Origin of the sequence: Mesorhizobium sp. 1B3, assembly GCF_050958605.1 — a bacterium.
Taxonomy (GTDB): domain Bacteria; phylum Pseudomonadota; class Alphaproteobacteria; order Rhizobiales; family Rhizobiaceae.
The window spans coordinates 187,802-213,705 of the sequence record NZ_JBJHDO010000010.1 but is presented as its reverse complement, the minus strand read 5'-3'; the positions used below and the strand labels follow the sequence as shown (position 1 = coordinate 213,705).

At 63.1% G+C, this 25,904-nt stretch carries 12 protein-coding genes and 1 tRNA gene; 7 read left to right on the top strand and 6 right to left on the bottom strand.

Features of this window, described 5'->3' with window-relative positions; genetic code table 11:
- Nucleotides 1-10: 10 nt before the first annotated feature.
- From ACCO56_RS24545 to ACCO56_RS24530, 4 genes are read left to right on the top strand one after another with little or no spacing between them, the layout of a single operon-like run.
- On the top strand, nucleotides 11-1,144 hold the full coding sequence (locus ACCO56_RS24545) for a pyridoxal phosphate-dependent aminotransferase (RefSeq protein WP_433643508.1): 1,134 nt from the start codon (nucleotides 11-13) through the stop codon (nucleotides 1,142-1,144).
- Nucleotides 1,145-1,177: 33 nt separating this feature from the next.
- Nucleotides 1,178-1,960 carry an SDR family oxidoreductase gene (locus ACCO56_RS24540; RefSeq protein WP_433643507.1) on the top strand — a complete coding sequence of 261 codons (783 nt, stop codon included), beginning with the start codon at nucleotides 1,178-1,180 and terminating at the stop codon, nucleotides 1,958-1,960.
- A 10-nt stretch (nucleotides 1,961-1,970) separates the two neighbouring features.
- The gene (locus tag ACCO56_RS24535) at nucleotides 1,971-2,852 is read left to right on the top strand and encodes an alpha/beta fold hydrolase (protein WP_433643506.1); all 882 of its coding nucleotides are present in this window, start codon (nucleotides 1,971-1,973) and stop codon (nucleotides 2,850-2,852) included.
- A 6-nt stretch (nucleotides 2,853-2,858) separates the two neighbouring features.
- Nucleotides 2,859-4,106 (top strand): Zn-dependent hydrolase, encoded by a 1,248-nt coding sequence (locus tag ACCO56_RS24530; protein ID WP_433643505.1) that lies wholly within the window; start codon nucleotides 2,859-2,861, stop codon nucleotides 4,104-4,106.
- A 260-nt stretch (nucleotides 4,107-4,366) separates the two neighbouring features.
- Here ACCO56_RS24530 and ACCO56_RS24525 read toward each other — a convergent pair whose 3' ends face one another.
- Nucleotides 4,367-4,537 (bottom strand): I78 family peptidase inhibitor, encoded by a 171-nt coding sequence (locus ACCO56_RS24525; RefSeq protein ID WP_433643504.1) that lies wholly within the window; start codon nucleotides 4,535-4,537, stop codon nucleotides 4,367-4,369.
- A gap of 350 nt (nucleotides 4,538-4,887) precedes the next feature.
- On the opposite strand from ACCO56_RS24525, the gene ACCO56_RS24520 reads away from it, so the two are divergent.
- The 3 genes from ACCO56_RS24520 to ACCO56_RS24510 all read left to right on the top strand — a co-directional run bounded on the left by ACCO56_RS24520 (nucleotide 4,888) and on the right by ACCO56_RS24510 (nucleotide 7,453).
- Nucleotides 4,888-5,283 (top strand): hypothetical protein, encoded by a 396-nt coding sequence (locus ACCO56_RS24520; RefSeq protein ID WP_433643503.1) that lies wholly within the window; start codon nucleotides 4,888-4,890, stop codon nucleotides 5,281-5,283.
- 189 nt (nucleotides 5,284-5,472) lie between these two features.
- Nucleotides 5,473-6,105: a hypothetical protein gene (locus ACCO56_RS24515; RefSeq protein WP_433643502.1), complete on the top strand. Its 633-nt coding sequence runs from the start codon at nucleotides 5,473-5,475 to the stop codon at nucleotides 6,103-6,105.
- 259 nt (nucleotides 6,106-6,364) lie between these two features.
- Entirely contained in the window at nucleotides 6,365-7,453 is a 1,089-nt protein-coding gene (locus tag ACCO56_RS24510) for a helix-turn-helix transcriptional regulator (protein ID WP_433643501.1), read from the top strand.
- Between the two features lie 179 nt (nucleotides 7,454-7,632).
- Here ACCO56_RS24510 and ACCO56_RS24505 read toward each other — a convergent pair whose 3' ends face one another.
- The 5 genes from ACCO56_RS24505 to ACCO56_RS24485 form a co-directional block, all read right to left on the bottom strand.
- Nucleotides 7,633-10,866 carry an autotransporter outer membrane beta-barrel domain-containing protein gene (locus ACCO56_RS24505; protein WP_433643500.1) on the bottom strand — a complete coding sequence of 1,078 codons (3,234 nt, stop codon included), beginning with the start codon at nucleotides 10,864-10,866 and terminating at the stop codon, nucleotides 7,633-7,635.
- Between the two features lie 203 nt (nucleotides 10,867-11,069).
- Nucleotides 11,070-11,156, bottom strand: a tRNA-Leu gene (locus tag ACCO56_RS24500).
- A gap of 662 nt (nucleotides 11,157-11,818) precedes the next feature.
- On the bottom strand, nucleotides 11,819-12,499 hold the full coding sequence (locus tag ACCO56_RS24495; protein WP_433643499.1) for a helix-turn-helix domain-containing protein: 681 nt from the start codon (nucleotides 12,497-12,499) through the stop codon (nucleotides 11,819-11,821).
- A gap of 595 nt (nucleotides 12,500-13,094) precedes the next feature.
- Entirely contained in the window at nucleotides 13,095-16,868 is a 3,774-nt protein-coding gene (locus ACCO56_RS24490) for a TonB-dependent receptor (RefSeq protein ID WP_433643498.1), read from the bottom strand.
- On the bottom strand, nucleotides 16,865-25,462 hold the full coding sequence (locus ACCO56_RS24485) for a DUF7507 domain-containing protein (RefSeq protein WP_433643497.1): 8,598 nt from the start codon (nucleotides 25,460-25,462) through the stop codon (nucleotides 16,865-16,867). The genes ACCO56_RS24490 and ACCO56_RS24485 overlap by 4 nt, the downstream gene beginning before the upstream one ends.
- Nucleotides 25,463-25,904 lie beyond the last annotated feature (442 nt).

The following is a 25,904-nucleotide window of genomic DNA, read 5'->3' as shown; positions in this document are numbered from 1 at the left end:
TCAAGCTCTCATGAGACCGTTCGAAGTCCGAAACGCCCATTTCGACAGGCTCGTCAGCATGCCTGAGCTTCGCTGGATGGGGCAGAACACCAATCACGCCAAGGCGCATCCCGCCGTTGTGGAGGCAATGGAGCGTTGCGTTCGCAACGAGGAGTTCCATATCTATGCTCCTCCCGCCGGCCTCGAGGAGCTACGCTCCGGCATCGTCGGCGATCTCGGGCTCGCGGGGATGAGCGCCCTGGTGTCCGATGGTGCGGTGGCCTCGCTCTATCACGCGTGCCATACTTTCCTGCGACCGGGCGACGAGTTCATCACGACGGATCCGACCTGGAATTGGCCGATGGCATTCGCCCGCGCGGCCGGCGCGACGGTCAAGCAGATCCCGATATACGGGTCCGAGCATGGCTATCGGTTGTCGCCGGAGCGCCTGGCCGGGGCGGTAACCGACAAGACCCGTATCATCTATCTCGTCGACCCCAACAACCCGTTGGGCACGGCCTGCACGGCCGACGAAATCGCGGCGATCGCCGATATCGCGCGAAAGGCCGATGCCTATCTGATACATGATTGCACCTATCGGCATTTCGCCCACGACCATCATCTGGCGGCAGTCCTCTATCCGGAGCGTACGATCACCATCTACAGCTTCTCGAAGTGGCTCGGCCTGGCCGGCATGCGTGTTGGTGCCATCGTCGCCGATCCCGCCACCGTCGAGCTGCTGGCGTCATCGCCTCCGAACAATCTCGGCTCCAGCATTCTTTCCCAACGCGCCGCGATCGCCGGCCTTTCTATCAAAGACGAGTGGTTTCCCGGGGTGCTCGCACAGCAGCGCGCCAATCAGAAGTTGATAAAGGATGCCTGCGAAGCAGTGGCCGGCCTTTCGGTGCCGGTTTTTCCCTCGAACGGCAATTTCCTGATCGTGGAATGCAGCGAAGCGGGCATCAAGCCGGAAGCGCTCGTGGCGCAATTCCAGGAACGCGGAATCATGATCCGCCAAGGCGCCTATCACACGCCGACCTTCGGTGACCGGTTCGTCAAAATCAGCACCAGCGTGCCGACCCGGTGGGTCGAGGAGTTCGTCGAGCTCTTGCCGGAGATGGTCGAACGCGCCCGTGGGCGCAACGAGACCGTGAAACTGTTCTGAAGGCCGGCAGCCGACATAAAGAAGGAGAAAGCGATGGAACTCGGGCTTCAGGGGAAGACGGTGCTTATTACCGGTGCCTCTCAGGGCATCGGCGAAGGTCTTGCCCGTTCGTTCGGCGAAGAAGGCTGTCATCTACATCTTGCGGCTCGCTCTGGTGATCGCCTGGAGGCCATCAAATCCGAGATCGTCTCGTCGAACGGCGTCGAGGTGACCATTCATGCGATGGACCTTTCCCTGCCGGGCGCCGCGGCCAAGCTCGCCGCGGAGGTCGGGGATATAGATGTCCTGGTCAATAACGCCGGCGTCATTCCAAGCGGCAACTTGTGGGACGTTGACGAGAAGAAGTGGCGCGACGGTTGGGAATTGAAGGTCTTGGGATATATCAATCTGACGCGTGAGATCTATCCGCGCATGAAGGCGCGAGGCGGCGGCGTCATCATCAACAATATCGGCAATGGCGGCGAGGTCTTCGATCCTGATTATGTCGCCGGCACCACGGGCAACGCCAGCCTGATGGCATTCACGCGAGCCATGGGCGGCCATTCGCTGGACGACAATATCCGCGTCGTGGGAGTCAATCCTGGCCCGGTGGACACCGACCGCATCTACAACATGCTCAAGAAGCGGGCCAGGCATTGGCTCGGCGATGAGGGGCGCTACACGGAGTTGCAGGAGCGCTATCCTCTCAAGCGCCCTGCGCATGTGCACGAGATTGCCGATCTGATCGTTTTTCTGGCCTCCTACCGCTCCGGCTACACATCCGGCACCATCTTCACCGTCGACGGCGGCATCGCTTCGCGCCGCTCGGTCATCTGAGGCGTCGAAAATGAGCTTCGCGAATACAGACGATGGCGTACGGCTTTTCTACGAGACGGCGGGAAGCGGCACGCCGATCATCTTCGTGCACGAGTTCGGTGGCAGTCACTGGAGCTGGGAACCGCAACTCAACTATTTTTCCCGTCGCCACCATTGCATAACCTTCGCCGCACGTGGCTATCAGCCATCGGACGTTCCGGCCGAAGTCGAGAAATATTCGCAGAAACGCGCCGCCGATGATGTCGTGGCCGTGCTTGATGCGGCAGGCATCGACAGAGCTCATGTCGTCGGATTGTCCATGGGCGGATTTGCGGCTCTTCACGTTGCCTTGCAGCATCCAGACCGCGTGCTTTCCGTTCTGGCGGCAGGCACAGGCTACGGCGCCGAGAAGCAATTCGAAGGCTACTTCAAGGGCATTTCCGAGCAAGTGGCAAAAAACTTTGCGGAGCGCGGATCGGAAGAGTTCGGTGCCGTCTACGCCGAAGGTGCGTCGCGAGTGCAGTTCCAAAACAAGGATCCTCGCGGATGGCGCCTCTTTGCCGACCGGCTTCGCCGCCACGACGCTCTTGGCGCGGCAAACACAATGCGCGGCGTGCAGATGCAGCGGCCTTCGCTCTATGACCTCGAGCATGAGTTCCGCGCCCTCGACGTGCCGGTTCTTGTCATGACCGGCGACGAGGACGATCACTGCATCCAGCCGGGGATCTTCCTCAAGCGGGTTATCCCGCGCTGCGGCTTTGCCGTCCTGCCGAAATCCGGGCACACGTTGAATCTCGAAGAGCCGGAGATGTTCAACCGCATGGCGGCGGAGTTCATCGCTCAGGTGGAAGCCGGCCGATGGGGTGCCCGGGATTCGCGCGCGGATCCATCGCAGATCATGCGTACGGACTAAACAGGCATGGCTGCACCATCTCTGGCTGAATCGATCGACGGCGACCGCCTGTGGTCCAGGATAATGGAACTGGCCCGTATCGGTGCGTGCGAAGACGGCGGTGTCGACAGACCGGCTCTTTCAGCCGCGGAAATCGAGGCACGCGCGCTTCTCGTCGATTGGGGCCGAGAACTCGGACTTTCCCCATCGACGGACGCCGTAGCGAACCTCTTCCTGCGTTATGAAGGGCGCGACCCGGCGCTTGCACCGGTCATGACCGGCTCGCACATCGACTCGCAGCCGACGGGCGGGAAGTTCGACGGCGTCTTCGGCGTGCTGGCAGCGCTTGAAGCCGTCGAGGCGCTTCATGGGCGCGGTGAGCGGCCTTTGAGGTCCATCGAAATCGTTGCATGGACGAACGAGGAAGGCTCGCGCTTCTCCCCCGGAATGAGCGGGTCCAGTCTCTTCACCGGTGCCGCTTCGCTTGAAGCCGTCATGGCGATCCAAGATGCTGAAGGAATCAAGCTTGGCGATGCGGCCGCGGAAGTCCTGCGGCAAGACCACAATATCCAGCAAGTGCCATTCGGCCGCAAGATCGCGGCATTTCTTGAAGCACATATCGAACAGGGACCGCTTCTGGAAAAGGCAGGTATGCCCGTCGGCATAGTGACTGGAATTCAGGGAACGCGCCGATACCGCGTACGGGTAAAAGGCGAGGCGGCGCATGCCGGTACGGCGGAGCGAAGAGACCGCCGCGATGCGCTGATGGCGGCAATACGCATGATCAGCGCAATAGACAAGAGCGCCTCATATCCGGAGGACGTCAAGCTGACCGTGGGCATGCTGAACGTGATCCCGAACGCTCCGTCAGTCGTTCCTTCGGAAGTGTCTTTCTCCATCGACTTGCGTCACCCCGACAATTCCGTCGTCGACAGGATCGATGCCGAGATCCGGCAGGCTGTGGAGAGCCACAAAGGCCCCTGTGAGAGCGAGTTACGGCAAATTCAGCATGCACCATCGCTCGATTTTCCCGAGAGTATGCGACGCGTTATCGCTGAAGCGGCTGATCGCTGTTCGGTGCCTGCTATGAATGTTTATTCCGTGGCGGGGCACGATGCGCGCCAACTCCATTATGTCTGTCCGACCGGGATGATATTCGTTCCCTGTCGAGCGGGAATCTCGCACAATCCCGAGGAATGGGTGCAGCCCGGCGATTTGCTGGCCGGGACGAGAGTTCTGGCCTCGGCCCTCTGGCATTTGGCGAACCAAGGCTGAACCGATCGGACTATGGCAACCTTCCGAATTCGGGTTTCCGAACCGCGCCCAGGCTGCCGATCGCCGCTTGAAAAACGCCATGGCTTCTGACCACGCGGAACGATGATGAAGATCAAGCCCTCGCATTTGTGACGAAGACGCGGGAATGGAGTTGTCGGAAGCCCCAAACGAGTGACACCTGCATGCAGTGGAGACGCAACCGCTGATCGAACTAAAGCCTTGCGGTTGCGTCTGTATCGAGTTGGAGAAGGCCATGCGGGCTAGCCGCAGGAGGCCCGGACGATCTTGCCTGTCTTCTCGTCGGTTTCGATCGTCACGCGTTCTTGCCGGAAATCCATTGTAACCGGATCACCTGGCTTGATCTGGCGGACGATGGTCGCGCCTGTCAATTGCATGGCTTCGTCATCCGAAACCTTGCTCCTGCCAGCCAAGGCCTCAGCGGCCTCCCGTTTGCAAACACCGCCCTCGGATCCAGCAAAAGCCGGTTCCTTCTGGCAACCTGCCAACCCCAGGAGAAGAAAGGCGGCTGGCAAACCAGCCAAAAGACGCGCGCAAATCACGGATAAATTCCTTTTTGACAACCGAACCCGGCAGCAGAAAACCAAAGCTCGCATGCGGCGGCAACAGGAAACGATTCATGGCTAACCCACAGCGGCGCGCTTGGAGGCTGAGGAACGCTGCGCCCAGCAGCCCACTGCGGTCAACGTAGCGACAATGAACATTGGAGAGGGGAACCTTGCACAGGGCTCTCGGTTCGGCTCGATCGATAAGGATATCTCCAATGCCCACGACGCCACACCCCGACGACCCGGCCGAAGGCTCACGCGAGACGATAGATCGCGAATTGAAGCGTACCGAGGCAAGCGAAGACGGAGGCCAAGCAGTCGGAGAGCTTCGCGAGCAGCAGAGCGGTGCTCGACCTGCGGGCGGTGAGAGGCCGTCCCGCACCCAGGAGCAGATCCAAGCAGACATCGATGCCGGCAAGCAGGGGGACAAGACGCCTGGTTTCGACCCGGCTGCTGTTCCGATGGAGGCGGATGCCGAAGCGGGAGGCTTTTCCACCGAGACCAGTGAACATGGGGTCGAGGTCGAACACCCGAAGAGACAAAACGAGGCAAGTACCGCAAACGCCATGCGTCCGAGGGACGACGGGCGCGATGAAGACGACGCGAACTGATCAAGGAGAAGCTGCCGGAGCCCTACCGCGCGAACGCAAGCCGGTTGGGAGCCCGGCTACAAGCAGCCGGCCGGGGGGATGATCGGGCAGCGGCTGCGCGGCCGTCCATGACGAAAGAAGACATTCGCGACGGTTCGGAACGAAAGACCGGCGGTGGTGTTCGCCATCATGCAATGCATGAGGCCGCCGATGCGTGAATGGCTATCGAGTAACGCGGACACGATCTCAGCCTGGGCCAGCATAGGCACGCTGGCGATCTGGACGATATATCTCAACATCTTTTGGCGAAGCCACCGGCGCCAGAGAACCGCGAAGCTGATTATAAACCGGGGTGAAGGGCGAAAGCTTTCGGCCCGCTGCTTTGTTACAAATATGAGCGAACGAGCGGTCTTCGTTCAGAGCGTGGTGGTCGACCTCAGGACTCACGGTGGCCTCCATCGAGCCTATATCTCCGATGCCGAGGATGTGAGGAGGTCCGAAAGACCATCAAACTGGAAACACCTGACGCGACAGGGGCCGGTCGACCCCGGGAAACTCGTCGACATGGGCAGCTTTGAAACCATTCTCGATTATGCGGTCCATGTATCGACCGGCGATGAGAAGTTCGCGGAATCAGACTTAGGCCAGCATGTTCAGGAATTTGAGATAACCATTATCGGCGTGTACGGCTCGGAAGACATGTTGATCGGTGCGTCCCGGCGATTTCAGATCGAACGCTCCGGAGGCAAGTCTCTCTTGCGTTCCGCGACAGTGGAAACGCATCAGATAACGTCGTCTCGCGAGCGCCGGCGGCTGGCCAAGGAGCTTGCGGAGCAACTCTGATCCGGGCTTGCGAGGCCCTCGGCATGGCCAAGGAACCTTCAACGCCTGGCGATCAGCGTTGCTCAGCCAAATTGGGGAGTTATTACGATTGGAGCGGCGGCTATCCCTGCCACGCTCCGACTACCTTCCAGGTGCCGCCCCCCCCAGGATTTTCGATGCTACCACATCCCCCAAATTGGTGACGATCGATGGGGTATGCCATCCCCGGTTGCAGGATATATTCCACAAAGGGCGAGAACATCGAGTTGGGGGGCGCCGTATGAACGAAATCGTCCAGGCGGTTGATCTCATATACGAGGCGGCCTTCGTACCTGAGCAATGGGACAAGGTCCTCGATGTGATGGCGCACGGCGCGGACGCGCACGGGGCGGCGCTATTCAATGCAAGCAGCACAGCGCCGCGTGCCATTCATTCCGCTTCGCTCGATGACCTCAGCGTAAAAATGCTGGGCGTTGGCTGGCTCAATCGGAACATCCGTGCCGCAAGGATGATGACTCTCGAACATGACGGCTTCGTCAACGAGGCGGAGATTTTTACCCAGGAAGACTACGACACGCTGCCTATCTACACGGAAGTAATGAAGCCTCTCGGTTACGGGTTTGGAACCGCGACGCTGATCTCCCCCCCGAGCAGCGAGCGCATCGTCGTCGCCGTCGAGAAGAAGAGGGCGATGGGTCCCTTTACCGCTGCCTCGATTTCCTATCTGGACCAGCTTCGTCCTCACCTTGCCCGCGCCGCGATGATGTCGAGCAGGCTTGAATTCGAAAGAATCAACGCCGCGATGGAAGCCCTGCAAATCAGCGGCCTGCCATCGGCCACGCTCAGAAACGACGGGCGCGTCATCGCCGCGAACAGGCTTTTGGAGCGCATGGCTCCGCAAATTACGACAGCCGCGCACGGACGTATTCGTTTCCATCACACCCAAGCGAACGCTCTTTTGTTCAAAATTCTCGAACAGCACCGCATTTTGGGCAGCCAAGCCAGCAAATCCTTTCCTCTACCGACGCATGAAGGTCTTCCTCCGGCGATTGTGCACATCATCCCGGTCGAAGGGAGAGCCCGCGACATCTTTAATGACGCGACAGCATTTTTGATCGTGACGCCGATAGACCGCCAGCGGGTCCCAGCGGTGGAAACGATACAGGGACTGTTCGACCTCACGCCGACGGAGGCGAAAGTTGCACGTCAACTCGCGGCGGGTAGCGATGTCGTTTCCGTAGCGACCCATCTCTCGGTCAGCACGGAGACGATCCGATCTCACGTCAAAGCCATTCTTGCAAAATCAGGCATGTCACGTCAGGCCGACTTTATGGCCGCGATTGCCAGCATCCGAACAATCGAGCGATAGAGAAGAGGTACGGCTTCCGGCGATGTCAATCGGCCGTCAACGGAGCCGGAAGACAACGCTCCGTTCTTCCTGCGCGTCGACAGCCAGGCAAAGAGATCATGAGAAATCTCACCCTATCTGGGGAGGCGCTGTGCGGTCCATGTCTCGACCGGCGATGAGAAGTTCGCAGACGGACTTGGCTAGAATTTCATCGTGAAGTCCGCTTTGACACCGTGCCCGCGCGCCCCACTTGCGATCTGCCCGGAATAGGACAGGCCCAAGGCGGCATCGGGGGCGATGGCCAGGTCGAAGCCGCCTTCGATGACGACAGCATCCCTGGCGATCGGCACGCCTGCGATATCGAAGGCATCACCTCCGGCGAAAGCGTTGAGGGCTATGGGTGTGCCGTCGCCGAAGGCATGCCGCCATCCCAGCATGCCGCGCGCCGTCGTCTTAATGCCGCCGACGTTGAAATCGGCCGCTGCCCGCAGGCCGAGCGTGATGAAGGTGGTATCGCTGTCGGAACTCCGGCTTGCGAGCGCGGCGTCGCCTCCTTCCTCGCGAAAGCCATCGGTGTGGACATTGACATAGGCCAGGTTGGCGAACGGCTCGAAGCCGAAGCCGTCGCGATCTATCCTATAGCCGAGTTCCGTGAAGACCTGTGCGGTGGCCGCGTCGTAACCGGCCGTAAGTTGGTCGCGGAAGCCAGGGAAGGCGATCGAGCGATCCGTCTCGATGTCGTGCCAGCTATAAGCCAGGCCAGAACGAAAACCGAGTTGCCCCCATTGTGCGCCGCCATAGACGCCGAGGTGGTAGTTGTCGCTGCTGCCCGAGGAGCCGCGGTCTTTGGCATCGAAACTCGAATGGCTGTAGCCGGCAATGAGGCCGAGCCGCCAGTTATCGAAGGCCTGTCCGTCGGCGCCCACCAGGATGCCGGCGGTCGAATGATCCAGCGAGGCGGCGTCGTTACTGTCGTCGAAGAAGCCCCAGGAGCCGAAGGCACGGCCCCAGGCAGCGAAGCGATCGGTATCGGCTGGAGCAAGGGCCGGCCCGCCCGGTCCATAGGCCAGGACCGGGACCGATGCCGCGTCAACACCTTTGAAAGCCGCGCCGATGCGATCGCTGACTGCGTTGCGGATATGGACACTGTCCTCGATCAGCGCGGCCCTCGCAGAGGCATGGATCTCGCCGGAAAGCAGGTCGAAGGCGGCGCGGACCTCGTCTTCGTCCGTCGACAGCGCGAGTGCGTTCCACACGGGGTTGGTGCCGGGCAGTCTATCGACAGCCTCTCCCGTGGCAATCTGATTGCGCGTCCGGCCGACGGCGGCGAACGCAACCTCGTTGCGGCTCAGTTCCAGCGTCACGTCATTGCCGTCGCCTCCGGCATAGTCGAGCGTAGGGGTAAGGAAGAGAAGATTGCCATTGACCGTGCCAAAAGTGCCGCCAACACTGCCGACGCTCTGCTTGTCGATGAGTGTGAAGGGACCATTGGCGATAGGCCAAGCAGCCGCCTCGACCGGCGAAAGCAGTAGATCGAGCGTCGAGCCCGAGATGTCGACGCTGCCCATCACCACGAGTTTGTCGGCCTTGCCTGGCGTCCCCTCGATGCGCAGCGTGCCGTGATTGACATAATCGCCGGCGATCGTCTGGGTGCCGATCGAATTGCCCGGCGCGTGCACGCCGCCGGGGCCGATCGTGATTGTGGAAGCTGCCGAGCCGAGCGTCCCGGTTCCGCCGAGCAGTCCCCCGGATTGGACCAGTAGCGACCCGCCAAGCGTCCCGACTCCCTCGTTACCGATCAGCAGGGCGCCGCCTTGAATGATCGTCGCTCCGGCAAAAGCCGAGCTGTCGCCCGAAAGCCGGAGGAGCCCGGTTCCGGATTTGACAAAGCTGCCCGTACCTGAGATGACCCCTGCATAGTCGGCGTCGGCAACCTGGTCGAAGTTGAAGGTGGCGCCCGAGCCGATCGCGATGTCGCCGGCAAAACGCTCGGCCACCGTCGCGAGGCCGCCGCCACGGATCGTCCAGTCGAGCATCGAGGTCCCCGCGAGAATGAGGGTGCCCGCGCTGTCCTTCTCCATCACGCCGGCGCCGGTGATGTCGCCAGAAAATGTCGCATCGGCCGCCTGGACGAACACCACGATCCCATCGTTGGCGATGTCGCCGCGGATCGAAGCCGCGTCGCCTGCCAGCGTACCGGCATCGACCCTTGTGCCACCGGCATAGTTGTTGGCGCCCGTAAGCGTCAGCGTGCCGGCGCCGGTCTTGATGATCCCGCCGCTCCCGGAAATGACCCCGCTTGCCGTCAGGTCGGCATCGGTCTGGAACGTTCCGCCCGTATTCAGCGTGACGTCGCGCGCTGTTGAAAACGCCGCCGTGTTCCGCAGCGTCCCGCCGCCGAAGGTCAACACACCGGAGGCGTCGCCGAGATTGGCGTCGTCGGAGACCTGGATCACGCCGCCATTGATCGTCGTGCCGCCCCTGTAGGTGTTGAAGCCCGACAGCGTCAGCATGCCTTCGCCGCTCTTTACAAGCCTGCCGTCACCCTTGATCACACCTTCGATGGTCTGGTCGCCGCCGGTGATGTCGAGCGTCAACGTGCCGGCGCCGACGATGCCGATTCCGCCGGAGAAGCTGTTGGCCGTCGACCCGGATAGGGTCCAGGCGGTGCCTTCCATCTCGAGATTCTCCCAGCCGGACTTGAGCGCCGTCAGGGAGAAGCTGCCGCTATTGTTCAGGCGGACAGTGTCGGAGCCGTCGCCGCCCAGCATCGCCGGCGCGCCAACTGGCGAGGCGTTGAGCTCGAGAAGGTCGTCGCCGGCTCCGAAGTCGATTTGGGAAAGCCCGTCGAAGGTGCCGCCGTTGAAGATGAGTTCGTCCGCCCCGCCGCGCAGCTCGATATGGCCGTTGCCGGATTGGATCATGGAGCCCGCCTGCATGATCAGCCGGTCGGCGCCATCCTGACCCAGAAGAACGCTATTTATGGTCGGATTACGCAGCGTTCCGCTCAGCGTGATCTCCCAGGCCGGGCTACCGACGGCGAATGCGGAGACGATGCTGGTGTTCGACTGCAACTCGCCGGCGATATTGTAGACCGTCCGGCTGCCCGCAACGGTGGAGACGAATAGGGCGGTGTAGCCATTGTTGAGGATGGCCGCGCCATCCTCCACGGTCACGACATAGCCGTCGGCGTCGATCCTGAAGAAATAGTTGCCGCCCGAGGTGTAGTTGATGTCCGTGGTGCCGTCGACGACGATCTCGGGCGTCGAGTCCGATCCACCGCTCGCCACATAGGGAGGGTTGGGTACGAAAGTTCCGCTCACCGTGAAGTTGCCGTCACCATGGTTGACGACCTGCGCATGGGCAGGGCGGTCGAGGGCGAGGGCGGATACGGCACCAAGGAGGATAAGGGTGCTGCGTGTCGCTCTGCGCACAGCGTTTCCCACGTGCGAGGACTCACCCCGCAACTTGTCGCGCGTCATGGAATCCGTCACTATGCAGCCCGCTTAATCAACCCAGCGTTGTTCATGCCACACCAAGCCGCTTCCTGACAAGCCAACGACAATTAAGCGCAGGAAGCTCGCCAGCAAAGGCACCGGGAACACGACGTTCCTGATCACCGAGTTCGATTTGGGATTGGTGCCCCTGGCCGGGATCGAACCAGCACGCCCGTGAAGGCAACAGATTTTGAGTCTGCCGCGTCTACCAATTCCGCCACAGGGGCCCTGCCCTCTGCGGGCCGAACGGCTGCGGACTATACGCAGACACCCTCCGCCGTCAACAGCGGATACAACGATGAGCCGGGGATAGGGACATCCGGGCGGCGCTTTCTTGATTGCGTGCCAATTAAGCACCCGGTTGAAGCCGCCCCTCGCTCATTTTCGGCCGGGTGGCATCCCGTGGCGCGGACATTCGGCCTGCTCGGTCGCTCCGTCTTGGCGGGAACGGCCACCGAGTCGCGATCGGCGCAAGACAACTACGAATCAGGCGACAACACCTGCCGAAGCTCGGCCGACAGGTCTACCCTAGACCTCGGCCAATTCCGCGGGTCAGCAAGTTTGACGATGCGAACTTGGCAGTCCGGACAGAGATCGAAACTTTCGCTCAGCCTTACAGTTCCCCCTGGCGACAATATCTCGACGCGCAAGGTTCTCCATTCGTCGATCTTTCTGGTAGCGAATACTCCGTCGCACCCCGAACAAACCCAGGTTGGCTTTGCCATACCTGCTCGCTCCTATGTTCCCCCCGAAAGCTATATTCGCATGAAAATCGCCGAAGAGCGAGCTACGCCTTTGGGCGTGTTCGCGGGTCTCGGAGAACGTAGCTGAAGGGAGAGGTTCGTTGGGATATCTGTAACGCTGGAAAAACTCGCAAGAACAGAGGTGCCTACCTGTACTGGCTGGGTGTTTTCCCCTTATGGGCCCTCAACATGTTGGTGAGATGGCTTTGGCTGGAGAAGCCGCTCAGATATGCCACCTCCGCCACGGGCATCCCGGTCTCGGCTAACAGCTTTTCTGCAAATTCCAGCCGGCGCTCGAGCACATAGCGATGCGGAGGGGAGCCGAACGTCTTGGTAAATGCTTGCGTAAAATATCCCGGCGATAGCCCGCAAATGCCCGCAAGCTCCGCAATCGACAACTTCCGCCTGAAATGCTCGTGCAAATACTCCCGAATTCTATTGGCGACAATGGCTGAAAGACCTCCTCTGACAGGCCCGCTGAACTTGGGCACGCCCGAGTAATTGCGAAGCACATGAATCCCCAGCATTGTGATGAGGGAATCGAGATAAAGCTCGTTCTTGTAGTCCGGGTGGCCTAGTTCCGATTTTATCAGCCTGGCCAACTCAAAGGCGGTGTTGTCCGGAGTAAAATGCATCGGCCTCAGATCGACGTCAGGGCGATCGAGTTCATGCCCTGCAAGCTCGGCCATGCTTTCACGGGATAGGCCAACTACGGCGCTGTCCGTAGGCGCTGACCAACTCAACTTGCGCTCCACTCCGGCAGGGCTGATGGCAAGCATTCCCGCCGTTGCGTTGAATGTGCGATATGGCTCGTCTTCGAACGCCACGCTTAATTTTGGCGAAGCTGTCAACGTGACAGCGATACAGTGCCCGCTCGAAGTGAATTCGAGTGAGCCCCGAGACTGGCGCCACTGGGCCGCGCCACCACGGAACGCCAACTTTCGCGGTCCGACATCCTCGGGTACGTGCTCTAGCAGACGAGCGTCCGCAAGCGTTCTTTGCATTTCAAGTGAGTGCTCCAAGCCCTGACCAGCTGCTTGCGCAGCTCCAAAGCGCTAACACGAAAAGTTACAAGAGAAGCGCATATTTGCTCGCATCGCGGGTTACGGGCGCGCTTTCCCGTGCAGTGTTGCTAATTGGCAATAGAAGAGTTCAGTCCATGCCGAAGATCTCTGGGCGTTGCAATTTGAGCAGGCGAATTCGACATGATGGACACAACTCGAGCTGACGTTCTTTCTTCAACGGTTCACCCTTGAGATCGATAGCACTGGTTACCCAGCGGAGAGAGTCGATCTTGCGCAATTCATGCCGACGGCCACAGCCATCGCATGTCCATGTTGTTTCTTGCATCGCTGTACCGCCCCCCGGTGGTACGATTCGATTGACGTGGCCCTCCCGCTTCAGGCGGAGGGCCATATTCCATCAGAATTTGCCGACTGCGTTCAGGAACACTCCCTCGTCGTCAAGCGTGAGATCACGCAAGTCGTCGGAAAACCTCCCGAAATTGTATCCCACCCCGACCTTGAAGTTGTTGCCGAGATGCCGATAGACAGCGGCGAGCGCGCCATAGTCGGTGGTTTCGGCCTCCGGCATATGCATGACACGGCCTTCCAGCAGGAGATCCCAGCTCTTGATGAGGTGGAGATCGGTGCGGATGATGCCGAGATGGGCCGAGGATTGCTGCCATTCCTCTTCGAAGTTCGAGCCTGACCCGTTGTTGGTCCGATACCGCACCTCGCCATAGCGGAAGCCGTATTTGCCGCCCACCGACAGCCAGGGAAAGAGGTCGTAGATGAAGTCGGCCGAGACGATATGGCTGCGCTGGGCCGGGGCGAACTGGTCGCCCGTGGCGCCGCTGATCAGCTGATCGTTGCCCGGCAGATCGTAAAGCCAGGTGTATTTGAAGAGCGCATTGAGACGTTCATTGTCGACCGGCCGGTAGGCATAGCCGACCGATGCCTCGACATAATCGGTATTGGCAAAGAAGGTCTCGGTGCTTTCGCTGTCGGAAAGCACCGCGTCGATATGGGTGAGAAGCCGCCAGTCCGGATTGGTCTTCCAGCCGAGTCCAGCGGTGAAGAGGTAGGTGTTCTGGTCGCGTGTACCATTGTCGGAACGCTCGATTCTCACCTCGCCGCGAACCCGGGCGTTGATGCCTCGTTCCTCGTCCTTGTAGCCCAGTGCGAAGGAAGGCGCGTAGCGGTCGAAGTCCGAATACTGGGTGTTGGTTCCGGGATTGACCGTGTCGTCGCGCACGCGGCCGACCTCGAGGCCGCCGTCGACGGTCCACATGGCGTCGGGCGTATAGACGACGCCATAGGTCTGGGTCAGCGAATTGCGCGCGCCGAACATGTCGTAATTGCTCTCGCTGTAGGCGGAGAGCAACTCGCCCATCTTGCGGCGCGCGCCCAGCACGATGGTGCCCTTGTCGGTGCCGAACAGGTCGCGCGTGTCGTAGAGGTCGAAGGCGCGGTCGGGATCGATCTTGTAGCCGAGATAATAATGGCTGTCGGCGTTCGGATCATAGGTGACGCCGGCGAGCGCGCCGATGCCGTTCGTGCCGTAGGACACCTCGCCTTCCACGCCGATCTTGTCGGTGAGCTGGACCTTGGCGCCGACGCCGGCCCGGTCGTTGCGGTCGATGTCGCCGGAGCGTTCCAGCGTGCCCTGGGCAAAGCCGTAGACCAGCCGATCGTCGTCGATCCGGTAGTCGACGCGCAGGCCGGCATCGAGCCGCGAGCCGTCATAGCCCGACTTCCCCGAGCTGATGGCCAGCGGCGACATCAGCTCGGTGTAGGTGACGCCGAAGGAGACCTTCCAGTGCTCGTCGAACTGATGGCTGACACTGCCCGACCCGTCGCGGCGGATCTGGCCGGCATCGTCGGTGAAGTCGTCATAGGTGAGCTTCAGGCCGGTCTTGTCGGTAAGGTCGACATCAGCATGGGCGCCAAAGATGCGCTGATCGATGGTGACGAAGTCGAACGGCGTCGAGAAGCCGGCCTCCTTCTGTTCGTAATAGCCGCCGATCCGGCCCTTGAGGCGGGCATCGAGATCCTGGAGATCGACCTGGCCCTCGACGCGATAGGCCGAGCCCTCGTCATCATTCGGATCGCCGTAATAGCGCGGTTCGTTGCTGCCCCAGGTGAGGCCGCCGTCGGAGGATTGCGTGAGATCGAAGCCGCGCCCCTTGGAATGGGCGACCTCGGCCTTGAGGAAGGTGTTCTCCGAATGCCTGACGGTGACGTCGGCGCCATAGGCCTTCTGGTCGGCCAGCTCGGTGGAATCGTCCATGCCGGTGACGCCGGCACGGACCTTGTCGTTGATCCAGTGCTGAGCCCGGCCGCCATAGACATAGCCGTCGACATCGCCGGCAACAGGCTCGAACTCGTACTGCACGGTAAGATAGAGCCTGCCGCCGCCGAGCGCGCCGCTGCGCACGGGATCGCTGGTTCCGGTCATGGAGGACAGCGGGCGGCGCAGGATGATGACGCCCTGCATGTAATCGAACGAATAATCCTCGCCATAGACGAGGACACGCCGCTCGACGACCCGGCCCGTCACCGGGTCGCGCGTTTCGACGCGGACCGTCTCGGAGCCTTCCACGATATCCTGGCGCTTCAGGAAATAGGCCGAACCGCCGGTGCCGAGGAACTCCTCGCGCTGCGGCAGCGTGTCGGGCTGCGCCGCATAGGCGGTCACCTCGGTGCGCCGCTCGCCGAACGACGTCGTCTCCTCCGAGCGGTAGACGCCGGATGCGCCGTACAGGGCGCGATCGGAAGGCAGGAACTCGGTGCCGGTGATCTGGGTCTTGTAATTGCCCCACATCACCTGGCTGTCGCCGCGCTCCAGGCGCACATAGAACTTGCCCTTGGTCGGCGCATCCTCGAGGAAGGTCGAATCGTCGCCATAGATGGGATAGTAGTCGTCCGGATCGAGGCGGCGCAGGATCCGGCGCGGATCCTGGCCGTCGAGATTGCGGAACAGCTGGTCGAGGTCGTCCTCGGCGGTGTCGGCCGCCGCCGTCAGCAGGTATTTGCCCTTGATCTTGCCCTTCAGATAGAAGGCCAATCGGCCTTTCGAATAGACGTCGTCATATTCGCCGGGGCGCACCTCCTCGATGCGGGCATCGCCTGTGCGCTTGCCGATGGTGAGGTCGGCGAGCGCCACATAGAACCAGTCATTGTCGGGAATGTTGACGTCGCGGCTGAAGGAGAGCCCGCCGGTCTTCGAGGCGCCCTTGACCTTGACATCGACGGCATGATCGCCCGGCGGCAGTATGCGCTGCACGACGAAGGCCTGCTTGGGATCGATGGGGATCTCTTCCCCGAACACCTGGACGGCATAGCCCGGCGGGACATGGCGACCGTGGACGGTGACCGCCCCGCCGCTGACCGGGATGTTCTTGATCGCCGTACGATCCTCGCCCATGCCGGGCGCCACGGCCTTCTCCTGTTGCGGATCGGGCTTCAGGTCGCGGTCCGTGCGGGACAGTGCCAATGGAACCGTCTCGTCGTAGCGGCCCTTGCCGTCATAGACGCGCAACACGTAGGCGAAGTCGGCTTCCTCGGTGTCGGGCATGACCCAGCCTGCCTCGCCGTTGAGAGCGACAGGCACGGTCGCGATCGCCTTCTCCTTGTCCCTGCCCTTGCGGTCGTAGATGCGGATCTCGGCCCGTTCGATGAAGGCCGGATAGTTGGACGTGGCGAGAAAGCGGACCTCCTCGCCGGCCTTGTAGGTGCGCTTCATCGGAACGGTCGAGACATTGAGCAGCGTGCCGGCCTCCAGGCCGTCATACTTGACCTGGATGTCGACGGCCGACAGGTCGAGATCCGTCTGGCGCTGCCGGTCGACCGGCCGCGCCGCCGGCCTGGCCTCGCCCGGCGCGAGCCGCTCGGCCTTGGCGGCGGCCGCCGAAGCGGGCTTCGGCTCCCCGCTCTTGTCGACGGTCTCGCCGTCGACGCTGATCATGAACGGGATGGCCGGCTTGTCGGCCGCTGTCTCCTTCTCGGTGTTGGCGCCGACCGACAGCGCGCGCACCGCGCTGTCGGCGACGATCTTGCCGCCGGCGCCCGCCTCTTCGGCCGAGCCTGGCGGCGCGATGGTCAGCAGCGCCGCAAGCGCCGTCCCCGTGAGGAACAGCAGGCGCAGTTCGGACGCAGTTCGGCCAGTGGCCTTCCCCGCAACGACGATGTTCATTGCCCCGCCTCCACACGCGTCTCGATCTCCAGGGGGTAGGACCGCTTGCGTTGTCGCCATCTCTCCGCGATCAGCTCCTTGATGTGCTTGACGCGCGCCTCGGCCAGCTCCGCATCGCTGCCCGGGTCGAGATAGGTGAGCCTCAGGATGGACTGTTCCTGAGCCAACACGGCGATGAGCTGATCGATGCCTTCGGCCCAGCGCTCCTGGAGCTCGACATCGCCGGGCAGGAAGGCCTGGTCGGCAAGGTCGAGCCGGACGACACGGCCGATCGAGGCGCCGAAGTTCAGTTCGGTCATCTTGCCGGCCGTCAGCCGCACCACGCGCGGGTTCTCGGTGGTCAGGCGATAGCCCGTCGGCAGCGTCCGCTCGTCGAGCTTCATGATGAAGTTCGAACCGATGCGTGCTTCCGGCAGGTCGGCGCAGGCCACATGGAAGCGGCCGTGCTCGTCCGTGGTGATCAGCCAGCCCTTGACGGTGGCGACCCTCACTCCGGGAAGCCCAGGTTCCCCCTCGTCCTGGTAGCCGTTGCGGTTGATGTCATCGAACACCTTGCCGATGATGTCGCCGCAGTCGAAGACAGGCTCCACGATGATCTCGACGATGGCGCGAGCCTGGTCGGAGATCCGGTTGCCTGCGGGATCCTCGGCATGGGCGAGATTGACATGCTCGCCCGGTCCGGCCGTGCTCAGCGCGAGCAGCCGGAGCCGGATCTCGACCTCGGACTTGCCGTCGACGGAAACGTCGGGGAAGCGTATTTGCCGGCCCGAGATCTCCGGTGTCACCTTGACGCCGCCGATCGTTGCCGTGCCTTCCACGAAGCGGAAGCCCGACGGCATCGTGTCGACGATCGTGAGGCCCGCAGCACGAGCGGCCGAGTTGTTGGTCACCCGGATGGTGAACGGCGCCTGCTCGCCACGGCGGATGAACCGCAGATTGGCAACCTTCGTCACCGTGATGTCGCTCGGCACGGCTGCCGGCATGGTCACGACGGATGTCGCTTCATGCGAGGTGATCTCGCCGCCGCTACCCGACCGGCCGGTTGCCGTCGCCTTGTTGGCGACACCATCCGAAACCCCGGCGGCGTTCTCGATGTCGCGTTCCGTCAGCGTGTAGGTCGCGGTGAACGCCTGGCTCTGGCCGGGGGCCAGGGTGACCGGTTCCGGGCTGAAGCGCGACAGGGCACCCCCTGCCGGCTGACCGTTGAAGGTCGGTCCGGCATCGACCGGCCAGACATTGGTGACCGTCTGGCCGCCGTCATTGGTGACGGTGAAGGTGTAGGTCAGCGTGTCGCCGAGGCTGGCATGGCCGTTTCCATCGACGTCGCCGAACCGGCCGGTCTTCTGGAGCACAAGGCTGGCCGGCTGCGGCAGTGTGACCACCGTGTCGGGCGGACTGCCGATCGGATCGCCGCCGGGATTGGTGCCGGTGGCGGTCGCCGTGTTCTCCACCCGGCCGGCATCGATGTCGGCCTGGGTCGGCGTATAGGTGGCCGTGAAGGTGAAGGTGGCCCCCGGCGCCAGCGTCTGCGGCGCCTGGTCCAGCGCGACCCCGGCCCTGGCCAGCATCGGGTCGTCGACCGTCACGCCGCTCAGCGTGACGGCGCCGGTGTTCTCGACCAGGAACGAATAGGTGATCGTTTCCCCGAAATCGAGCAGGTCGTCGCCATCCCGGTCGTTGAGCGTGGCGGTCTTTTCGATCGTCATGCCCGTCGCCTGGTCCGGCGGCACGACGACCGTATCCGGCGGGCTCTCGGTCGGCGGGCCGGAGGGCGGCGTGCCGGTGCCGGTCGCCGTGTTCTCGACCCTGCCGGCGTCGATCTCGGCCTGCGTGGGCGTGTAGGTCGCCGTGAAGGTCGCCGTTCCGCCCGGCGCCAGCGTCTGCGGTCCCGGCGTCACGCTGATGCCGGCATTGGCAAGCAACGGGTCGTTGACGGTGACATTGGTCATCGTCACGGCACCGGTGTTCCGCACCAGGAACGAATAGCTGATGGTCTCGCCGGCATCGAGCAGGCCGTCGCCATCGCCATCATTGAGCGTGCCGGTCTTCTCGATCGTCAGGCCAGTCGCCTGATCCGGCGGCACGACAACCGTGTCCGGCGGGCTTTCCGTCGGCGGACCGGAAGGCGGCGTGCCGGTGCCGGTCGCGGTGTTCTCCACCCGCCCGGCATCGATGTCGGCCTGATCAGGCGTATAGGTCGCCGTGAAGGTCGCGACACCGCCGGGCGCCAGCGTCTGCGGTCCCGGGGTGACCGTAATGCCGGCATTGGCAAGCAGTGGGTCATTGACCGTGACATCGGTCAGCGTCACCGCGCCGGTGTTCTGGACGCGGAAGGAATAGCTGATCGTCTCACCGAGATCGATGAGACCATCACCGTCGGCATCGTTGAGCGTGCCGGTCTTCTCGATGGTCATGCTGGAGGCTTGGTCCGGCGGCACGACGACGGTGTCCGGCGGGCTTTCCGTCGGCGGGCCGGAGGGCGGCGTGCCGGTGCCGGTCGCGGTGTTCTCGACCCGACCGGCGTCGATATCCGCCTGATCAGGCGTATAGGTCGCCGTGAAGGTGACGCTGCCGCGCGGCGCCAGCGTCTGCGGACCCGGGCTGACCGTAATGCCGGCATCGGCAAGCAGCGGATCGTCGACGGTGACATTGGTCAGCGTCACCGTGCCGGTGTTTCGTACCAGGAACGAGTAGGTGATGGTCTCGCCGAGATCGATGAGACCGTCGCCGTCGGCATCGTTGAGCCTGCCGGTTTTCTCGATGGTCAGGGCCGGCGTCTGGTCCGGCGGCACCACGACGGTGTCCGGCGGGCTTTCCGTCGGCGGGCCGGAGGGCGGCGTGCCGGTGCCAGTCGCCGTGTTCTCGACCCGGCCGGCATCGATGTCGGCCTGATCAGGGGTGTAGATCGCCGTGAAGGTGATGCTGCCGCGCGGCGCCAGCGTCTGCGGCCCCGGCGTGACCGCGATCCCCGCATTCTGAAGCAGCGGATCGTTCACCGTCACATTGGTCAGCGTGACGTTGCCGGTATTGCGGGCGACGAAGGAGTAGCTGATCGTCTCGCCGAGATCGATGAGACCGTCGCCATCACTGTCGTTGAGCGTGCCGGTCTTCTCGATGGTCAGCCCCGGCGTCTGGTCCGGCGGCACGACGACGGTGTCCGGCGGGCTCTCGACCGGCGGGCCGGAGGGCGGCGTGCCGATGCCGGTCGCCGTGTTCTCCACCTTGCCGGCATCGATGTCGGCCTGATCAGGCGTATAGGTCGCCGTGAAGGTCGCAACACCGCCCGGGGCCAAGGTCTGTGGCCCAGGCGTGACCGAGATCCCCGCATTCTGCAGCAACGGGTCGTTAACCGTCACGCCGGTCATCGTCACCGTGCCGGTGTTCTGAACCCGGAACGAGTAGCTGATGGTCTCGCCGAGATCGATGAGACCGTCGCCATCAATGTCGTTCAGCGTGCCGGTCTTCTCGATGGCGAGCCGCGGCGCCTGGTCCGGCGGCACGATGACCGTGTCCGGCGGGCTCTCGACCGGAGGGCCGGAGGGCGGCGTGCCGGTGCCGGTCGCCGTGTTCTCCACGTTGCCGGCATCGATGTCGGCCTGCGTGGGCGTATAAGTCGCCGTGAAGGTCGCAACACCGCCAGGGGCAAGCGTTTGCGGTCCCGGGGTGACCGAGATGCCGGCATTGCTCAGCAGCGGGTCGTTGACGGTGACATTGGTCATCGTCACCGTGCCGGTGTTCTGGACACGGAACGAGTAGCTGATGGTCTCGCCGAGATCGATGAGACCGTCGCCGTCGCTGTCGTTGAGCGTGCCGGTCTTTTCGATCGTCAGTCGCGGCGTCTGGTCCGGCGGCACAATGACCGTGTCCGGCGGGCTCTCGATCGGCGGGCCGGAGGGCGGCGTGCCGGTGCCGGTCGCCGTGTTCTCGACCCGACCGGCATCGATGTCGGCCTGCGTTGGCGTATAGGTCGCCGTGAAGGTGAAGATCGCACCCGGTGCCAGCGTCTGCGGGCCCTGGTCCAGGGCAACCCCGGCGTTCTGCAGCAACGGGTCGTTAACCGTCACGCCGGTCAGCGTCACCGTGCCGGTGTTCTGAACCCGGAACGAGTAGCTGATCGTCTCGCCGAGATCGATGAGGCCGTCACCGTCGCCATCATTGAGCGTGCCGGTCTTCTCGATCGTCAGACCCGATGTTTGGTCCGGCGGCACCACGACCGTGTCCGGCGGGCTCTCGATCGGCGGGCCGGAGGGCGGCGTGCCGGTGCCGGTCGCCGTGTTCTCGACGCGGCCGGCGTCGATGTCGGCCTGGGTCGGCGTGTAGGTCGCCGTGAAGGTGGCGGTTCCGCCCGGCGCCAGCGTCTGGGGGCCGGGGGTGACGGTCAGGCCGGCAGCGGTGAGCAGCGGGTCGTCGACTGTGACACCGGTCAGCGTCACCGTGCCGGTGTTCTTGACGAGGAACGAATAGCTGATGGTCTCGCCGAGGTCGATGAGCCCGTCGCCATCGGCATCGTTGAGCGTGCCGGTCTTCTCGATGGTCAACCCCGGTGTCTGGTCCGGCGGCACGGTGACGGTGTCGGGCGGGCTCTCGATGGGCGGGCCGGAGGGCGGTGTGCCGGTGCCGGTCGCCGTGTTCTCCACCCGGCCGGCGTCGATGTCGGCCTGGGTCGGGGTGTAGGTCGCCGTGAAGGTCGCGATCCCGCCGGGCGCCAGCGTCTGCGGGCCTGGGGTGACCGTCAGGCCGGCCGCGGTGAGCAGCTGATCGTTGACGGTGACGTTGGTCAGCGTCACTGTGCCGGTGTTCTGGACCCGGAACGAATAGCTGATGGTCTCGCCGAGATCGATCAGCCCGTCGCCGTCGCTGTCGTTCAGCGTGCCGGTCTTCTCGATCAAGAGCCGCGGCGTCTGATCCGGCGGCACGACGACCGTGTCGGGCGGGCTTTCGACGGGCGGGCCGGAGGGCGGCGTGCCGGTGCCGGTCGCCGTGTTCTCCACCTTGCCGGCATCGATCTCGGCCTGGGTCGGCGTGTAGGTCGCGGTGAAGGTGGCGGCGCCGCCCGGCGCCAGCGTCTGCGGCCCCGGCGTCACCGAAACGCCGGCGGCCTGGAGCAGCGGGTCGTTGGGGGTGACGTTGGTCATCGTCACGGTGCCGGTGTTCGTCACCCTGAAGGTGAAGGTGACGGTCTCGCCAGGATCGAGCAGGCCATCGCCATCGAGGTCGTTCAGCGTGCCGGTCTTCTCGATCGAAAGCGCCGGCGTCTGATCCGGCGGCACGACCACCGTGTCAGGCGGGCTTTCCGTCGGCGGGCCCGACGGCGGCGTGCCGGTGCCGGTCGCCGTGTTCTCCACCCGGCCGGCATCGATCTCGGCCTGGGTCGGCGTATAGGTGGCGGTGAAGGTCACACTTCCGCCGGGCGTCAGCGTCTGCGGCCCAGGCGAGACGGAGATGCCGGCATCGGTGAGCAGCGGGTCGTTGACCGTCACGTCGGTCAGCGTGACATTGCCGGTATTCTCCACCTCGAAGCTGTAGGTGATCGTCTCGCCGGCATCGAGCAGCCCGTCACCATCGAGGTCGTTGAAAGTGCCGGTCTTGTCGATTGTCAGAGCCGGATTCGCGATTTCGTTCGTGAACACGCACTGGATTGCCGATTCCGGGCGAACATTGGCAGCCGGAATTGTAAGCGTCGGCGAGGCAAAGCTGCCGATGACCGCTGGATTGCCGGTATTGCCGGCATTCTGATCGGTGCAAACTGCCGACTGCGCGCTCCAGCCCGCCGGTACGACTTCGCTCAACACGAGATCGGTCCGTGTATCGCGCGCGAAGTACATTGGCGAAGAAACTGCCGTGCCCGCCGTGGTCGTCGTGAGCGTGGTACTGGCTGCGGCGGAACCATCCGCTGCCCCGACATTGGTCATGTCGATCTGGAAGCTACCTGTCCCCTCCTCGCTCACTTTCGAGACCGTCAGACACGGTGGCCGGACATAGATCCGGTTCATGATGCTGTCACCGGCAACAATGTTGTTGCCCGTAATGGTGATCGAGGTGATCGTGTTGGTCGTGTTTCTCGCCTGAAGAGCGGCAGCTTGCTTGCCGGATACCGTAGGGGCGCGCGTCAGTGTTCCCGTAGCGGGGTTGTAGCTCAGGTCACCCTGAACCACCGCGAAGTCGGACACGGTTGCCGTGCTCCCGGCTCCCAGCGTGATCCGCAGGGACGCCGCCGGGCTCTCAGGATTCACGTCGATGACAGCGACTTGCAGCCAGTGCGCCGGCACCGGTTGCGAAAAGTTCCAGGTGATCGAGTAATTGCCGCCCGTAGTCGTCCACGGATCGGGAGCGCTGTTCCAGGAGCCGGTCTTCTGAACAGAGCCGGAGACGGCGAATGGTGCAAGCGAAAACGTGCTGCCTAGCGGAACGGCTCGCGGCGAGCACGCCCCGGAGACGGGCGGCAGCTCCATCGTGTCGGTGTCGCTCGCCGTGTTGTTGCTGGTGTCCGAGTCACTCGTTCCGTCGGGCGGAGTGACGGTTGCCGTGTTCGTAAAGCTTCCGGTCTGGCTGGCCGGGACGCTCATGCTGAGCGTGTATGTGACGGAGCTGCCCGCCGGCAGGTTGGCCGTGGTGTCGATCGCCCCCGTACCGCTCGCCGTGCTGCATTGTGCACCGCCGGTGGCGCTGCCGCAGGTCCAGCTTGCCGTGGTAACGCCGGTCGGCAGCGGATCGCTGACGTGTGCACCCTGCACGCCGAACGGGCCGTTGTTGGTGACGACGATGGTGTATGTTGCGTCGAGGCCCGGCGTGTAGGTTGAGACGCCATCGTCCTTGGTAATGGAAAGGTCGGCAGGGAAATCGAGCGGCGTCGTCACGCATTTGGCGCCGTCATTGCTGCTCGATCCCTGAAGATTGGAAATCAGCGTCGCTACGCCGGTCGTCAGGTCGAACTTGTAGAAGCCGCCACTGTTGTTGCTGCCAAAAACACCGTTGGTGGCGCCGAACATCCCTCCGAAGGATCCGGAGACACCGGTGGAAGTGCCGATGTCGGTCACATTCCCGTTTGTGGGATTGATGGCGAGCAGCGCTCCCGCGAACTCCGCCGCGTAGAGCCGCCCGTCGTGCCACGCCAGGTCCTGGACGTTGATGCTCCGCGACAGCGCCACGGAAGACGCCACCCTGGTCGTAAGATTGATCCGGTAGAGCCGTGCCCCGTTGATCACATAGTATGTGCCGTCCGGACCGATTTCACCGGCGATCGAGGTACCCGGCAAGTTCGTGACGGCCCCCAAGGTCAGCACTCCGCCGCCAGCGCCGATGCGGATCAGGTTGGCGCTGGTGTCCAACGCATAGATGTAGTTGTCGACCGGGTTGTAGGCGGCGGCGTTGTAGTTGACGGGTGAAGCCGAACCCACCGGCGAGACGACGAACGGATTCGAGGACGTGTCGAACCGGAACAGCTGCGTCGGCGTGTTCTGCGCCAGATACATGTTCGACGAGCAGGTGAAGGGGGTCTGGCTGCCCAGGGTCACCGTGAGGGTCGTGCTGCCGCCCGGAATGAGGTTGCCCACACTCGTCGACATGTTGCTGGTGTCGTTGATGTAATTGCCGGAGCTGCTCGCCGTCACGCTCACGGTGATCGTGCAGGTGGCGCCGGGTGCGACGCTGATATTCGTTGCGCGTACCGAAGTCGCGCCAACCGCCAGCGCCCCGCCAGCACCGTTCGTGACGGAGGGACTGCCGCAACTTCCGTTGTTCGTCGCCGTGGCCGCAGCGAGCGTCAAGCCGGCGGGCAAATTGTCGGTGAAGTCGAGCGGGGTGAGCGTGACCGAGGCGGACTCGTTCGGATTGGCGATCGAGAAGGTGAGCTGGCTCGTCTCCCCGACTCGGATCGTGGTGGGGCTGAACTGCTTGGCCAGCGGCGCCGTCGGAAAGGACAGAGCCCAGTTGAAGGACTCGTTGCCGGTGTTCGGGGGCAGCGCATTATTGTTCAGGCTTAACGATTGTATGAGACCCGACGCGGCGATCACCCGGAACGAGCCGCAGGCACCGGCGATACCATCGGTCGTGTTGTTGTCGTTACAGCCGCCTACGGTTGGAAACTGGACGGTGTTGTTGAGCGTATTGCCGCTGACATCCAACAGATCGTTCTTGACGATCGTTTGCAGGCCGACAGAAGCACCCGTGGTGCTCGTGCCCGTGATAGCAAAGCGTGACGAGTCCAGATTGTGGAAGTGGAAAATCGGCGCGATCAGCGGTTTGCTGAGGACAAGGCTGGAAACGAAACCATTGCCGAGCGCGACGCAGTTGCCTGCCATAAAAGCGCTGGTGGGAATATCCGGCTCGGAATAGGTGAGGTAATTCGGCTGGGACCTCACACCTGAGCCCGGACTTGGAGCTGCAGCCATGAAATCACAGGCAGATTGCGCCGCAGTAATCGACGTGATGGTCTGGGTCGCCGTGACGCCTGGGTCGCCGTAAGGGCTCACGCCCCAGGTGAAGGTGCGCGTGGCACCGTCGGTGCTTCCCCCTCCCGAGATTGCTGACGGCCACGCCTGTGCAGGTGCTTCGGCGGCCCGGGCTTCAGCGATCGCCAGCGTTGAAGCGAGCAATGCTATGGATGCGAGCCCATGCCGGTATATCGGCGCCCCTGCCCTCTTTCCTGAGGTGACCCTTGGCTCTGAGCCGAACGCGGCAGACGGGCGACGCGCGCCCAAAGCACGTTTCCCGATGAAACGACGCGCGACATCGCGCAGCGAAAATGGCTTCCGCATGCAAAAGGCCCCCTCGATCGATCATTCGATGGCTGGGGCCGCTCTCCGCCGCGTTGCCTGATGGGCCCCTAACTCACCGAATGTGTCCGAAACCGGACAGCACCGTGGCCGCAAAGAGGCATAGTCCCGGATGCCCGTCTTTCAGATTTCGTATGAATTTTTCACGATCCTCAGGTGTACCTGTATTTTTTCCAACGGCCCGGGGACGAATGTCGCCGTCGACGGTGGACACGACAGGTGTATGGGGTTCACCAGGAGTTTGCAGGGCTAACTCTAACGT

What these genes read in the sequence shown, in the direction of transcription:
- ACCO56_RS24545 (WP_433643508.1), top strand. Translation starts at nt 11, where the DNA reads ATGAGACCGTTCGAAGTCCGAAACGCCCATTTCGACAGGCTCGTCAGC.
- ACCO56_RS24540 (WP_433643507.1), top strand. Translation starts at nt 1,178, where the DNA reads ATGGAACTCGGGCTTCAGGGGAAGACGGTGCTTATTACCGGTGCCTCT.
- ACCO56_RS24535 (WP_433643506.1), top strand. Translation starts at nt 1,971, where the DNA reads ATGAGCTTCGCGAATACAGACGATGGCGTACGGCTTTTCTACGAGACG.
- ACCO56_RS24530 (WP_433643505.1), top strand. Translation starts at nt 2,859, where the DNA reads ATGGCTGCACCATCTCTGGCTGAATCGATCGACGGCGACCGCCTGTGG.
- ACCO56_RS24520 (WP_433643503.1), top strand. Translation starts at nt 4,888, where the DNA reads ATGCCCACGACGCCACACCCCGACGACCCGGCCGAAGGCTCACGCGAG.
- ACCO56_RS24515 (WP_433643502.1), top strand. Translation starts at nt 5,473, where the DNA reads ATGCGTGAATGGCTATCGAGTAACGCGGACACGATCTCAGCCTGGGCC.
- ACCO56_RS24510 (WP_433643501.1), top strand. Translation starts at nt 6,365, where the DNA reads ATGAACGAAATCGTCCAGGCGGTTGATCTCATATACGAGGCGGCCTTC.
- ACCO56_RS24490 (WP_433643498.1), bottom strand. Translation starts at nt 16,868, where the DNA reads ATGAACATCGTCGTTGCGGGGAAGGCCACTGGCCGAACTGCGTCCGAA.